At 39.1% G+C, this 13,898-nt stretch carries 12 protein-coding genes; 7 read left to right on the forward strand and 5 right to left on the reverse strand.

Annotated features, from left to right (window positions below):
* Nucleotides 1-117: 117 nt before the first annotated feature.
* Entirely contained in the window at nt 118-1,239 is a 1,122-nt protein-coding gene (locus tag LZ480_RS11600; protein WP_241369606.1) for a DUF4362 domain-containing protein, read from the forward strand.
* Between the two features lie 127 nt (nt 1,240-1,366).
* Here the strand turns inward: LZ480_RS11600 and LZ480_RS11605 are convergent, their stop codons facing one another.
* The 3 genes from LZ480_RS11605 to mscL all read right to left on the reverse strand — a co-directional run bounded on the left by LZ480_RS11605 (nt 1,367) and on the right by mscL (nt 4,246).
* Nucleotides 1,367-2,536, reverse strand: coding sequence for an aminotransferase class I/II-fold pyridoxal phosphate-dependent enzyme (locus tag LZ480_RS11605; RefSeq protein WP_241369607.1), 1,170 nt, complete (start codon nt 2,534-2,536; stop codon nt 1,367-1,369).
* Nucleotides 2,533-3,648: a methionine biosynthesis PLP-dependent protein gene (locus LZ480_RS11610; RefSeq protein ID WP_241369608.1), complete on the reverse strand. Its 1,116-nt coding sequence runs from the start codon at nt 3,646-3,648 to the stop codon at nt 2,533-2,535. Before LZ480_RS11610 ends, LZ480_RS11605 begins: the two co-directional genes overlap by 4 nt.
* Before the next feature lie 205 nt (nt 3,649-3,853).
* On the reverse strand, nt 3,854-4,246 hold the full coding sequence (gene mscL / locus LZ480_RS11615; protein ID WP_241369609.1) for a large conductance mechanosensitive channel protein MscL: 393 nt from the start codon (nt 4,244-4,246) through the stop codon (nt 3,854-3,856).
* Nucleotides 4,247-4,385: 139 nt separating this feature from the next.
* On the opposite strand from mscL, the gene LZ480_RS11620 reads away from it, so the two are divergent.
* Entirely contained in the window at nt 4,386-5,075 is a 690-nt protein-coding gene (locus LZ480_RS11620) for a lytic transglycosylase domain-containing protein (RefSeq protein WP_241369610.1), read from the forward strand.
* Nucleotides 5,076-5,153: 78 nt separating this feature from the next.
* On the opposite strand, the gene LZ480_RS11625 is transcribed toward LZ480_RS11620, so the two are convergent.
* Together LZ480_RS11625 and LZ480_RS11630 are read right to left on the reverse strand one after the other, a co-directional pair.
* Complete coding sequence (locus tag LZ480_RS11625; RefSeq protein ID WP_241369611.1) at nt 5,154-5,411, reverse strand: GlsB/YeaQ/YmgE family stress response membrane protein; 258 nt, start codon at nt 5,409-5,411, stop codon at nt 5,154-5,156.
* Between the two features lie 111 nt (nt 5,412-5,522).
* On the reverse strand, nt 5,523-6,068 hold the full coding sequence (locus LZ480_RS11630) for a cysteine hydrolase family protein (RefSeq protein WP_241369612.1): 546 nt from the start codon (nt 6,066-6,068) through the stop codon (nt 5,523-5,525).
* A gap of 367 nt (nt 6,069-6,435) precedes the next feature.
* Between LZ480_RS11630 and LZ480_RS11635 the strand changes: the two genes are divergently transcribed.
* From LZ480_RS11635 to ilvN, 5 genes are all read left to right on the forward strand, one after another.
* A complete protein-coding gene (locus LZ480_RS11635; protein WP_241369613.1) occupies nt 6,436-7,611 on the forward strand; it encodes an alanine racemase in 1,176 nt (391 codons plus the stop codon).
* Nucleotides 7,599-8,924: a D-arabinono-1,4-lactone oxidase gene (locus LZ480_RS11640; RefSeq protein WP_241369614.1), complete on the forward strand. Its 1,326-nt coding sequence runs from the start codon at nt 7,599-7,601 to the stop codon at nt 8,922-8,924. The genes LZ480_RS11635 and LZ480_RS11640 overlap by 13 nt, the downstream gene beginning before the upstream one ends.
* A 341-nt stretch (nt 8,925-9,265) precedes the next feature.
* Nucleotides 9,266-10,936, forward strand: coding sequence for a dihydroxy-acid dehydratase (ilvD, locus tag LZ480_RS11645; protein WP_241369615.1), 1,671 nt, complete (start codon nt 9,266-9,268; stop codon nt 10,934-10,936).
* Nucleotides 10,937-11,571: 635 nt separating this feature from the next.
* Nucleotides 11,572-13,314, forward strand: a complete 1,743-nt coding sequence (gene ilvB, locus LZ480_RS11650) for a biosynthetic-type acetolactate synthase large subunit (RefSeq protein ID WP_241369616.1) — start codon at nt 11,572-11,574, stop codon at nt 13,312-13,314.
* Nucleotides 13,311-13,826 carry an acetolactate synthase small subunit gene (gene ilvN / locus LZ480_RS11655; RefSeq protein ID WP_241369617.1) on the forward strand — a complete coding sequence of 172 codons (516 nt, stop codon included), beginning with the start codon at nt 13,311-13,313 and terminating at the stop codon, nt 13,824-13,826. The genes ilvB and ilvN overlap by 4 nt, the downstream gene beginning before the upstream one ends.
* Nucleotides 13,827-13,898 lie beyond the last annotated feature (72 nt).

Below are 13,898 nucleotides of genomic sequence, written 5' to 3' on the forward strand. Positions count from 1 at the left end.
ATCATCACTTTACTACTCAAGTGATAACAAGTCAACGAAAATATCTTGAAATCAAAATAAATTTCATTTGTAACTTATTGGATGGTCAAACGTCAAATGCAAAAAGGGGATGAAACGATGAAAAAATGGTTGCTTCTGTTAGGTATTATGCTTTTAGTAGCATGCTCGGATAAGGAACCAATAAATGAAATTAAGCGCGTGCAATTAGAAAAAGTAAATACACCCGAGGAAATTCAAGTTTTTGAACAGCCCGAGCTTGCGTTCATTTCAGAACAATTACAAAAAGTGAAATGGCAACCAAACGTGAAAGCAGAGATGGCACGAATAGAAGATATACAATTACAATTATTTATTGAACGCGAGCCAAACATGCCAGAATATATCATTACCTACCGCATCTGGATTGAAAAAAATCAGTCCTTGACAATCATTAGTTCGGATGAAAAAGAAGGTTACGGACGACTAGATTCCAAAAAAGCCAAGCCCCTTGTGAAATTTTTATTTGAGAAAATGGATTCACTAAAACCGGTCATAGACAAGCATGGGCAAATCGAAAACGGTGAGGTGTTTGAGCAATTTGTACAGCAAGTAAACAACAAAAAGCCAGCAAGTGTAAATATTACACATTACACGATTGAAGGCGACCCGATTTACTACCGTACCGATTACGATGGCACAAAATTTCATTTAGAAATCGATAAGCGTGAAGATAAGTTCGGAAATGGTGGGTTTGAATATTACAGCTGTGAAGTGTTGACTGATGTTCATAATGGAGAATTGTTAGAATATTACTTATCGCAATGTGAGGATACGGAGGCAAAACTTCATTTACTTGTAATGCCATTTAATACTGACAACGAACAATTTACAAAATCTCATCTTCCTGAAATGTCACTTACAATCGGTGAACGGGCTCTCGCTGTTCAAAAGGGAGCGTATTCTTGGACATTGCCAACAAATAATCATGTAGAAATGATGACTATAAGTGTAGACCATGCCGCACCCAATCAAATGGTCAACATGGCTAACGGAGTGAAGGTGGATAAATTCGCTTCCCGAAACATCCAATTTGAAGTAGAGCCGAGCCGTGTGGAATACCGTGTGTGGAATGATGAAAAAATGCTGGGCACATACCCATCACTAAAAGACATTGATACATCCGAGCCGTTTATTTTAGAGGTTTTTGCGTATTGGTGCGAAAACTACGCAAGCTATGTAACCGCAATGCAATTTGAATAGTGAAAGGGTGTCTTTGTAATTGTTCAAGGACACCTTTTTTATTTAAAAGCTATTCATATTTTTTCCAGTACATAAACAAAGGCCAATCAATCCAAAGCAGGATTCATTGACCTTTGATTAATGTATGTTATTTAACTGCCACATTACTAGCGACAGCTAGTGCTTGTGCAAAATCTTCGAGTAAATCATCTTCGTTTTCTAAGCCAACTGAAAAGCGAAGTAAACCGTCTGTAATACCACGTTTTGCCCGTTCTTCTGGTTCCATTGCTGCGTGACTCATTTTTGCAGGGTACGATAAGATCGATTCCACACCGCCAAGACTTACCGCGAATACTGGGATTTGCATCGCATCAACAAAAGCTTTCGCGACCGCATAGCTCGGTAAACTAAATGATAAAACGGCACCAGTTGAAGTGGATTGACCATTGTGAATAGCAGCACCCGGATGTGATGCTAACCCTGGATAATACACCTTTTCAACAAGTGGCTGCTGCTCTAAAAATTCAGCAATACGTCCGGCAACGCGTGTTTGTTCGTTGAAGCGCACCGCCGTTGTTTTCATGTTTTGAATTAATGTAAAACTATCTTGCACACCTAATACTGAACCAAATGAGTTTTGAATGAAGTAAATTTGATTGCCTAACTCCCCATCCTTCGTAACAACTAAGCCCGCTAAAATATCCGAATGCCCTGATAAAAACTTCGTAGCCGAGTGTATTACAACATCGACCCCTAAATCAAGTGGACGCTGGTGAAGTGGTGTCATAAAGGTATTATCTAAAAACGTCATAGCACCGTGTTGTTTAGCAATGTCAACAACAGCGCGAATATCGATAATACCTAGTGTAGGGTTAGAAGGGGTTTCCATATAAATGAGCTTTGTTTCGGGCGTTACTGCAGCTTTTACCGCTTCGACATCAGTAAAATCTACAAATGTGTGTGTAATGCCGTAGCGAGGTAATACTTTTGTGACGAAGCGATAGGTACCGCCGTAAACATCTTCTGTAATCACAATATGATCACCTGCAGATAATATCATAAAGCATGCTGATACAGCCGCCATTCCAGTAGAAAATGCAAAGCCACGATTTCCGCCTTCTAGTTCGGCAATGGCCATTTCAAGTGCTGCACGTGTTGGATTACCTGAACGTGCGTAATCATATTCACCAAATTCATCGATCGATTCTTGATGGAAAGTCGAGCTTAAATAAACAGGAACATTCACTGCACCTTTTTTATCGACATAGCCTTCACGAATTGCCCCATGTATTAGCGCCGTTTCAAGACGTTTACTCATGCAAATTCACCTCGTAATTTGTCGAATACTTGCTGTAAATCGGCAATTAAATCTTCCGCTTCTTCAATACCAACAGAGAAGCGTAGTAAACGGTCACAAACACCACGTGCTACACGCTCCTCATATGGCATATCCGCATGTGTTTGCGTTGCTGGGTATGTAATAAAGCTTTCGACACCGCCTAAGCTTTCTGCGAATGTAATTAGGTTTACTCCCTTTAAGAAAGGATTAATCATTGCCGCATCTTTCACTCGGAATGACAGCATGCCACCTTTACCTGTGTATAAAACGTCTGTAACAAGTGCTTCATTGTTTAAAAATGCCGCTACTTTTTTCGCGTTGGCATCATGTTGCTTTAATCGTAAGTGCAGCGTTTTTAACCCGCGAATTAATAACCAAGAATCCATTGGCGCTAACACCATACCAATCCCATTGTGGAAGAATGCTAATTTTTCACATAGTGCTTCCCCTTTGGCAACAACTAATCCTGCTAATACATCATTGTGTCCACCAATATATTTAGTAGCACTATGTAGCACAATATCAGCACCTAGCTCAATAGGACGTTGGAAGTATGGTGTGTAAAATGTATTATCTACGATTAAAAGTAGGTTGTGCTTTTTTGCAAGCGTTGCATACACCATTAAATCAATTTCCTGCATTAACGGGTTCGTTGGTGTTTCGATGAATAGTGCTTTTGTGTTTTCCGTAATTAAACTTTCAACTTCTTCGACATTCGTAAAAGTATTATAAACTGGCTTAATGTTATAGTTTTCTGCAAACGTTTTAAACAAACGATAAGTCCCGCCATATAAGTCTTCAGGAACGATTAATTCGTCATTTGGCTTGAATAACGACATGACAAGCTGGACAGCTGCCATACCAGAGCTACAGGCAAAACCTTGGTCGCCGCTTTCTAAATCTGCGATGCCTTGTTCTAAAATGGTACGTGTTGGGTTTTTCGTACGTGTATAGTCAAATCCTGTAGATTCACCAATACCCTCGTGCTTATAGGCAGTAGACATATAAATAGGGGGATTGACTGCACCTGTTTTTGCATCTGATAAATTTCCAAGTTGGACAAGCTTTGTTTCGATAGAGCGTTGTGACATGAAAACACTTCCTTAGAATATACTTATAATTTCGAATGAATCGATTATTACATCAATTTAACAAAAAACACTGTATGAAACAATAGTCTACGATAGGAATTCAGAAAAAGTTGTGGAAAAGTAAAGCAGTTGGGAATAGCGCGCTAGTAAGATAGGGAAATAAAAACCCCCTAAATTGCAAAAGAGCATCTTAGGGGGTGGAGGATTATTTTGATTGTGGTTGCTTTAATAAGTCGCGAATCTCTTTTAGTAATTCTTCTTTCACATCTACCTCAGGTGTCGGCTCTTCTACAACTGCTTCTTCCTTCTTGCGATTTAATTTTGTAATTAAACGCAATGCCATAAAGATTGCAAAAGCAATAATGAAGAAATCAATGATCGATTGAACAAATACACCAAGTGCCACCTGTGCATCACCTGAACCAAATGTCCATTTTTTTGTTAAGTCAATGCCACCTGTTAGCATACCAACTAAAGGCATAATAATATTTTCTACTAATGAAGTAACAATTTTACCGAATGCAGCCCCAATAACAACTGCTACTGCTAAATCGATTACATTCCCCTTCATCGCAAATGCTTTAAAATCTTTCCACATAAAAACAGCTCCTTAAAATGTAAATTGTTGCGAATTATTATTGTACAGGTTGTTTTTAACAACTTCAACTAGGAATCTAGTATTCACTTCTATTATAATAGAGGAAGAATCTCACCAAGAAAAAAGGTTGGAGGCATATATGGCTAAAAAGAAACAAAAAAAACCAATATTAACACCGAATGTAAAGCTTTTTTTAATTGTATTATTAATTCCAATTGCATTAACACTCTACATATTTGCCTATTTTAGTTGGCAGCAAATTCGTGAATTACCATTTATGGATTATTTCGCTGAAAAGTCGGTGTACCAGCAAATTCAAGAGCAGTTCGATTTAGCGATTCCGATTGAATACATTCCGGTATATGTAGCGGCAGAAGAAGAATATGGTGTTCCTTGGACACTTTTAGCTGCACATCATCGAGTTGAAACACGTTTTTCAACAATGAAAACACTTGTCTCACCAGTTGGGGCAGAGGGGCATCTGCAGTTTATGCCGTGTACCTTTGTTGGCTGGAAGCATCCATCTTGCAAAGGGTTAGGTCAAGGTGAAATTCCTGAAAAAGATAAAACGAACCCAAATATTATCAAAAAATACGGGGGATATGGGGTAGACGCAAATGGTGATGGAGTAGCAGACCCATTTGATATTGAAGATGCCGTTTTTAGTGCCGCCAAATTTTTATCTCTTGCCGGTGTAAAGGACGGTCAATTTAAAAAGGCCATTTTCCAATACAACCATAGTGACGAATATGTTCAGGATGTATTACACTTCTACAACCAATATAAAGAATACGATGAGCAATTAAAATTAGTAGCACTCAAAAAATAAGTTCTTGATTATTGTCACAAAAAAGGGAATGTCCCAGAAAATATTCCAGGACATTCCCATTAATGAAAGATGCAAAGACTATGTTGCTTTACGCATGGATTTCATGATAAGGCTTACGATGAAAATCAATACGACTGCACCGATTAATGCTGGGAAGACATAGAAGTCAGATACTCTCCAACCCCAGTTACCTAAAACCATACTACCTATCCAAGAACCAATGACACCTGCAACGATATTACCAATAATTCCACCCGGAACGTCTTTACCTAAAATAACACCTGCTAACCATCCAAGAATACCTCCGATGATTAAAAACCAAATGAAACTCATCATTTTCCTTCACTCCTTTGAAAAATATGAAAGATAATTGCATCTAATAAATTATTTCCAATATACCGAAGGATTAAACATGTTTTATTAAAAAATATATTTACAATTGATGTTTTATATGATATTTGCACCTAAAGATGATTCAAAATGACTAATTACCCATTCATGCCCAATTTTATTAAAACTTGCAACTGCATCTTTATATACAGTTATGTTGTAACCTAAGTTATAACTGTCAACTGCAGTATGTAGTACGCAAATATCGGTACATACGCCGACTAATACAACTTCGTTTACATTTCGCTCACGCAGCAATATATTTAAATTTGTACCAGCAAATGCACTATAACGATTTTTATCAAATGAAATGACATCGTGTTGATATTTTTCATACATGTCCTTTACTGTTCCGTATAGCTCACGTCCGTGTGTACCTTCAATATTATGTGGAGGGAAAAGCTTTGTCTCAGGGTGAAACAGATCATTTTCCTTATGCAAATCATTTGCGAAAAATACATATTGTTTTTCTTGAACAAATTGTTCGATTAAAGATGCAATTTTCTGTTCAATTGCTTGACCGGGTCGTCCACAGGTTAGTTTGCCGTCTGTTGCGACGAAATCATAAGTGTAATCAATAACAATTAATGCTTTATTTCTCATAATGAACCTCCTAAAGTTTGTCATTCTATTATGCCATGAATGTAGAATTTATGTTTAGTAAACAAAATGTAATATAATCATAAAATTTTGATTTTTAAATTCAGATAATATATAGTAATAGCATACACATTCAAATGAGGTGATCATAATGGATATGGCTTTAATGAAAAAGTTAAATCGTCAAGGTCTATTGTTTGTGGGAATTCACACTTTAATCGTGTTAAATTTTGCATTGGAATTTTTATTACTAAAGTAAATACAGAAAATCTAAACCTAGCAGACGGATGCTAGGTTTTTTTATGTGAGTTAAAGGGAATTAGCGCGTTATGGAGAACTTTTCATTTAGAAACATCTGTGGGGTGAGGATATGGAACATTACAATGAAGCATTTAAAAACTTGGAGCATCCATTTGCGTGGTTGGATTTAGATGCGCTCAATCAAAATATCGAGTACGTCAACAATAGCTGTGGTAATAAACAGGTACGTATTGCGACAAAGTCGATTCGTTCGGTTGCTGTACTGGAGTATATTGCGAAGCGCCTTAATAATTTTGCGGGTTTCATGACATTTACTGCAAGTGAATCTTTATTTTTATTAGAAAAGGGCTTTGATAATTTACTTATCGGTTACCCGGTTTATGAAGAAAACGCCATTATGAAGCTTGCGGAATGGATAAAAAAAGGGAAGTCACTGACATTTATGGTCGACCATGTGCAGCAAGCATCTTTATTAAACGCAATTGCACGAAAAATGGACGTGATATTGCAAATTTGTATTGATGTTAATGTTTCGACCGATTTTAAAGTACTGTATTTTGGCTCTAAGCGTTCGCCGATTACTAATTTCGCAAAATTAGATGAACTACTAAAACAAGTACAAACATTCCCGTATATTAATGTAAACGCGGTTATGGCCTATGATGCACAAATTGCAGGGGTTGCCGATCAAACGACGACTTATTTTGGGGCAAAAGGTGCGCTTATTCGCACATTAAAAAAACAATCATTGAAAAAGATTACAGCACTACGTCGGCTTGCTGTTTCGTATGTGAAAAGCAGGTATAACATCTCATTTGTGAATGCGGGTGGTTCAGGAAGTATGAAATGGTGCAGCAAGCAATGGGATGTCACAGAAATTACAGTAGGCTCAGCATTTTTTGCTCCTAAGCTATTTGATCACTATATAAACCTGCAATTGACGCCAGCTGTAGGCTTTGCGTTACGAGTGACACGCCAATTTTCTGATGACATTGTCGTTTGTCATGGTGGAGGGTATAGTGCGTCTGGTGCTGCTGGAATCGACCGTCTACCCGCATTTTTTGAGCAGGAACGCTTTAGTCTTCTTCCATTAGAAGGTGCTGGCGAGGTACAAACACCAGTACATGTGAAAGAGGGGAAAGTGGCGATAGGTGATACGATTTATATGCGTCATGCAAAAGCTGGAGAACTATGTGAGCGATTCAATGTGCTCCATACTATTGAAGGTGGGACATACAAAGGACCACTCAAAACATATCGGGGGGAAGGGCAATGTTTTCTTTAAACAAATGGAAAAACGGACAAAAGTGGAAGAACTGGTCCGAAAACTATGTGGCGTATCCAAGCATGTATTACGCACCACATACAATTGAGGAAGTATGCAAAATCGTCAAGGAACATGTGGTATTAAAACGGACGATTCGTGTAACAGGGGCAGCGCATTCATTTAGTCCGATTGCTTTACCGGAACAATCTGCACTGTCACTACATAATATGCGCGGGCTCATTGCAGTTAATAAAGAACAACAAACCGCTACATTTTGGGCGGGAACTTATTTATATGAAGTAGGTTCGATGTTAGCGCAGTATGGATTTGCACTGAGCAATATGGGGGATATACAACAGCAAACGTTGGCAGGTGCAATATCGACAGGTACACATGGGACAGGTATTGAATTAGGCTCCTTTTCTTCAATGGTGACAAGTTGGGGATTTGTAAATGGTGAAGGAGATTACATTCAGCATGAACGCGGAAATGATGCGCTTTCCGAAAGTTTGCATGTATCGGTTGGTATGCTTGGAATTTTAGTGAAAGTAACGTTAAAGGTTGTGCCACTTTATAGTTTGGCCTACACGTCTGAGCGTAGCAATTTTTATAGCGAGGTGTCCCAGTTCCAACAAACGATTCGAGATTATCGAAATGCGGAGTGGTTTTACTTCCCGGGAAGTGATTATATCCAAGTGAAAAAAATGCAGTCGGTTGCACCGGTAGATCAACCAAAGCTAGAAAAGTTCGTTGATCAAGTAAAGATACAAGCGTTAGAAAATGGCGTGTTTTATTTAGCCTCTGAATTTTGCAAGTTTGTGCCAAAAGCAAGTTTAAAGGTGAGTAAGTTGACTTCCAAAGTGGTCGGGGGAGAACAGAGAACGGGGAAAAGCTATGAAATATATCCGTCACCAAGACATGTGAAGTTTGTCGAGACCGAATATGCCGTAGCGCTGTCACAGGCTGAAGCATGTTTAGAAGAAGTACATGCAATGTTTAACAAGAAAAAGTTTGACGTGCATTTTCCAATTGAAATTCGAACAACAGCCGGAGAAGTGGGCTATTTAAGTCCAACGCAAGGGCAAGAGAGTGCGTTTATTGCGTTTCATATGTACAAAGGCATGAACGAAGACCCATTTTTTGATTGGGTACACGAAACGATGCAAAAATATAACGGTCGTCCACATTGGGGTAAAATGAATCGCTATAACAAGGACAACATCGATACGTATTATGTGAATGCACAAAATTTTAATGAAATTCGGAAGCAGCAAGATCCACAAGACGTTTTTTTAACACATTATTTCCGTAACATCTTTCCACGGCAGTAGAAAATTTGGAGTTTCGACATAAAATTTTAAAAATTAAAATTTTCAAAAAATAGTACCAGAAGAGAAAAAGTATGCAAGAATGAGGATGAAAGCGATTCCAAAATTTTTAAACTTTTTGAATTGTGTAAAATATTCAAAAAATAGTGTTGACGCAGTGGGCAGATTCATACTATGATAACAACAATTTAGTACACCACTTCGTAAAACTTCACAGTGATGTTAGTTTACAGCGAAGCAATGTTCGACACTTATGAAAGTAAAAGTTCGAATATTTAGAGTTTTATAGATTTTAGTATAAATATATAGCGTGAGTAAATGTATTGCGTTGAGGGGCGTTAAAAATGAGAAGTGATATGATTAAACTTGGGGTTGACCGAGCTCCACACCGAAGTCTTTTATACGCTACTGGTAAAGTAAAGGCGAAAGATTTAGAAAAGCCGTTTATCGGTGTTTGTAACTCTTACATTGATATTATTCCTGGACATGTTCACTTGCGAGAGTTTGCGGATGTTGTTAAGGAAGCCATTATAGAAGCGGGTGGGATTCCATTTGAATTCAACACAATTGGCGTAGATGACGGTATTGCGATGGGTCACATTGGAATGCGTTATTCATTACCATCACGTGAAATTATTGCAGATGCAGCCGAAACAGTTATTAACGCACACTGGCTTGACGGTGTGTTCTACATTCCAAACTGTGACAAGATTACTCCAGGAATGTTAATGGCAGCGGTTCGTACAAACGTACCATCTGTATTTGTATCAGGCGGTCCAATGGAGGCAGGTATATCGGCAACGGGTAAAACACTTTCTTTAACAAGTGTATTCGAAGGTGTCGGCGCTCACAAAGCTGGTACGATGACTGCGGAAGAATTGCTTGATATTGAAAACAATGCATGTCCGACATGTGGTTCTTGCTCAGGGATGTTCACAGCGAACTCCATGAACTGTTTAATGGAAATGCTAGGTTTAGCATTACCAGGTAACGGTACCATTGTTGCAACGAGTGAAAAACGTAAAGAATTAATCTACGAAGCAGCAAAACATTTGGTGCGCATGATTAAAGAAGACGTAAAACCACGCGACATCGTAACAAAAGCAGCAATTGATGATGCATTTGCGTTAGATATGGCAATGGGTGGTTCTACAAACACTGTACTTCACACATTAGCGATTGCAAATGAAGCAGAGATTGATTATAACATTGAAGATATTAATAGAGTTGCAGAGCGCGTACCGTACTTAGCGAAAATTATGCCAGCATCCGATATTTCAATGGATGACATAGCAAAAGCAGGCGGCGTGCAAGCAATCATTAACGAGTTAACAAAAATTCCAGGTGCGATTCACCCAGACCGTCCTACTATTGCTGGTGTGACAATGCGTGAACTTGTCAAAGATTATGAAATCTCAAACGACAAAGTCATTCGCACAAAGGATAATCCATATAGCCCGGTCGGAGGTTTATCGGTATTATTCGGTAACATCGCACCAGAGGGATCAGTTATTAAAGTAGGTGCAGTTGATCCTTCAATTAAGACATTTACAGGAGAAGCTATCGTCTTCAATTCACAAGAAGAGGCACAACAGGCAATTGACGAAGGTGTTGTTCGTGAAGGACATGTCGTAGTTATCCGTTATGAAGGGCCAAAAGGTGGTCCGGGTATGCCTGAAATGCTTGCTCCAACGTCAGCGATTCAAGGTCGCGGGCTAGGAACGAAAGTCGCATTAATTACGGACGGACGTTTCTCAGGAGCATCGCGCGGTATTTCAATCGGTCATATTTCTCCAGAAGCAGCTGAAGGCGGTCCAATCGCTTTAGTCAATAACGGAGACATAATTGAGATTGACTTACCGAGTCGTACAATTAATTTAATCATTTCCGGTGAAGAATTAGCAAAGCGTCGTGAAAGTTTACAACCATTTGAACCAAAAATTAAACGCGGCTGGCTAGCTCGTTACTCAGCATTAGTAACGAATGCTTCTAAAGGCGGCGTCATGAAAATCTAACTTGAATCATATAAGTTAAAACGTTGATGAGGTTAAAGGTTACAGAGTTTTGTATTTAACAGAGAGCCGGTACTGGTGGAAGCCGGCGATACAACTGTATCCGACATCCCCTCGGAGTGAGCTATTAAACGCGTTTCGCAATTAGATAGCTCCGGGCATAATCGAAGTGCTCGTTATTAATGAATCGTGCGCAAGAGCTTAGTTGCACAGTTTTCTCATACGAAAATTGGAGCTTTGCGGTCAACACGGTTTGCGAGGTAGCAAAATGATATGGGTTGCTTTTATTAGAAGCACCTATTTATTGAAGCTATAGACAAGGGTGGTACCATGGAAAGTCTTTTTCATCCCTACGCAAGAGGTTTTCTTTTGCGTGCGGAGAAAGGGCTTTTTCTTTTTATCTAAAATTTCATTTAACTTGCTTCAGTTAAAGACTTCTACTTCTATAAGTAGCGGATGAATGAAAAGTATGACCTTCACTTATTGGGGCTCAACAACAGCTGAATCAAGTTAATGCCCCCGGCGGATGTTACAGATTTTTAAAGGAGTTTTTCGAGTATGCTCGAAAAAAATCTGAACGCAATTACGACAAGTCGTAATTGATAATATAATTTTCAACCTAGGAAGGAGAATTTTTCATGAGTGCAAATGTTTCAGCTAATCAAGAAACCGAGTCACAAGTAGAAGAAATCAAAAAAGCACGTGATGGTGCTGATATTTTAGTGCAAGCGCTACACGATCAGGATGTAGATATCATTTTCGGTTACCCAGGTGGAGCCGTATTACAAATTTATGATGCAATCTACCGCAATCCGATTCGCCATATTTTAACTCGACATGAGCAAGGTGCGATCCACGCAGCAGAGGGGTATGCACGTGTTACGAATAAACCAGGTGTTGTCATCGCAACATCGGGCCCAGGTGCTACAAACTTAGTAACGGGAATTGCCGATGCGATGATTGATTCGATTCCACTTGTTATTTTTACAGGTCAGGTGGCGACTTCAGTAATCGGTACAGATGCTTTCCAAGAAGCCGACATTATGGGCATTACAACGCCAATTACAAAGCATAATTACCAAGTGCAAGACGTACGTGATATTCCGCGTATCGTAAAAGAAGCGTTCCATATTGCGAACACAGGTCGTAAAGGGCCGGTAGTTATTGACTTCCCGAAAAATATTTCTCAAACGGTATTCCAAGATGAAATTCAAACACCAGAAGAAATTTACCTACCGGGTTATCAGCCAACTACAAAGCCGAACTATTTACAAATCCAAAAGGCAATCCAAGCGCTTTCGTTAGCGAAAAAGCCGTTAGTACTTGCAGGCGCGGGTGTATTATTTGCCGATGCACGTGAGCAATTAACTGAATTTATAGAAAAATACAATTTACCAGTAGTAAATACCTTACTAGGTCTTGGTAGCATTCATGGCGAGCATGAGCAATTCTATGGAATGGCAGGGATGCATGGTTACGCAACGGCAAACGATGCCATCACAAAATGTGATTTATTAATCAATATTGGTGCACGATTTGATGACCGTTTAACAGGTGATTTAGCAACATTTGCACCGAACGCAACGATTGTTCATATCGATATCGATCCAGCTGAAATCGGTAAAAACGTACCGACCGATATTCCAATCGTAGCAGACGCAAAAGAAGCGCTATATGCGTTCTTGAAAAAGGATTTCCAAGTGGCTGACACATCGGCTTGGATTCAATATTTAAACGATAATCGTGAAAAGTATCCATTATGGTATGAAGAAGCTGGAGAAGAAATTTTACCACAGCAAGCGATGGAAATCATTCACCGTTTAACAGGTGGAGAAGCCGTTGTAACAACAGATGTAGGGCAACATCAAATGTGGGCAGCACAATACTACCGACTAAACAATCCACATGGCTGGGTAACTTCAGGTGGACTTGGTACGATGGGCTTCGGTTTCCCTGCTGCAATCGGTGCACAATTTGCCAAACCGGATAAAAAAGTAATTTCAATTGTTGGGGATGCCGGTTTCCAAATGACAAACCAAGAACTAGCGCTATTAAAAGAGTTCAACTTACCAGTAAAAGTTGTCATCATAAATAACAGCTGTTTAGGCATGGTACGTCAATGGCAAGAAACGTTTTACGAGGAACGCTATTCTCAAAGCTTAATGCCGATTCAGCCTGATTTCGTAAAATTAGCGGAAGCATATGGCATTCAAGGGGTTCGCATCGAAAAGCTATCTGAAGCAGAAGCGATGTTTGCTGAAGCGATTAATTCTGATGAGCCAGTCGTAATTGATTGCCGGGTGAAGCAGTTAGTGAGCGTATTCCCAATGGTAGCACCTGGTAAAGGATTACATGAAATGATTGGAGTGAAAAAGCCATGAAACGTGTTATCACTGTGACAGTAATTAACCAAAGTGGTGTATTAAACCGCGTGACTGGTTTATTAATGAAGCGTCAATTTAATATCGAATCAATTACAGTAGGTCATACGGAGCAATTAAACTCCTCAAAAATGACCTTCATCGTAAATGTAGAAGACGAAACAAAAATTGAACAGCTGATTAAACAGTTGTCAAAACAAATTGACGTATTAAAGGTCAATGATATTACTGAAAAGGCCATTGTTTTACGTGAATTAGCGTTAATCAAAGTCGTATCACCACCAAACTTACGCTTAGAAATGAACTCAATTGTAGAGCCATTCCGCCCACAAGTAGTGGACACATCGAAAAACGTTGTAACGTATGAAGTGGTTGGTCATCCAGAAAAAATTGACGCGTTTATTGAGTTAATCCGCCCATATGGCATTAAAGAATTAACACGTACAGGAGCAACAGCAGCAATCCGCGAAGCACAAAAAGTAGAAGGACCTCAGCTGTCGATTTTGAAATAAGGTTATCCATACGGGGCGGCGGATGCCATCCAATGCCCGTATTTCAAAAATAAATTACTTTACTTATTGGAG

The organism is Solibacillus palustris, assembly GCF_022549215.1.
Lineage (GTDB): Bacteria > Bacillota > Bacilli > Bacillales_A > Planococcaceae > Solibacillus > Solibacillus daqui.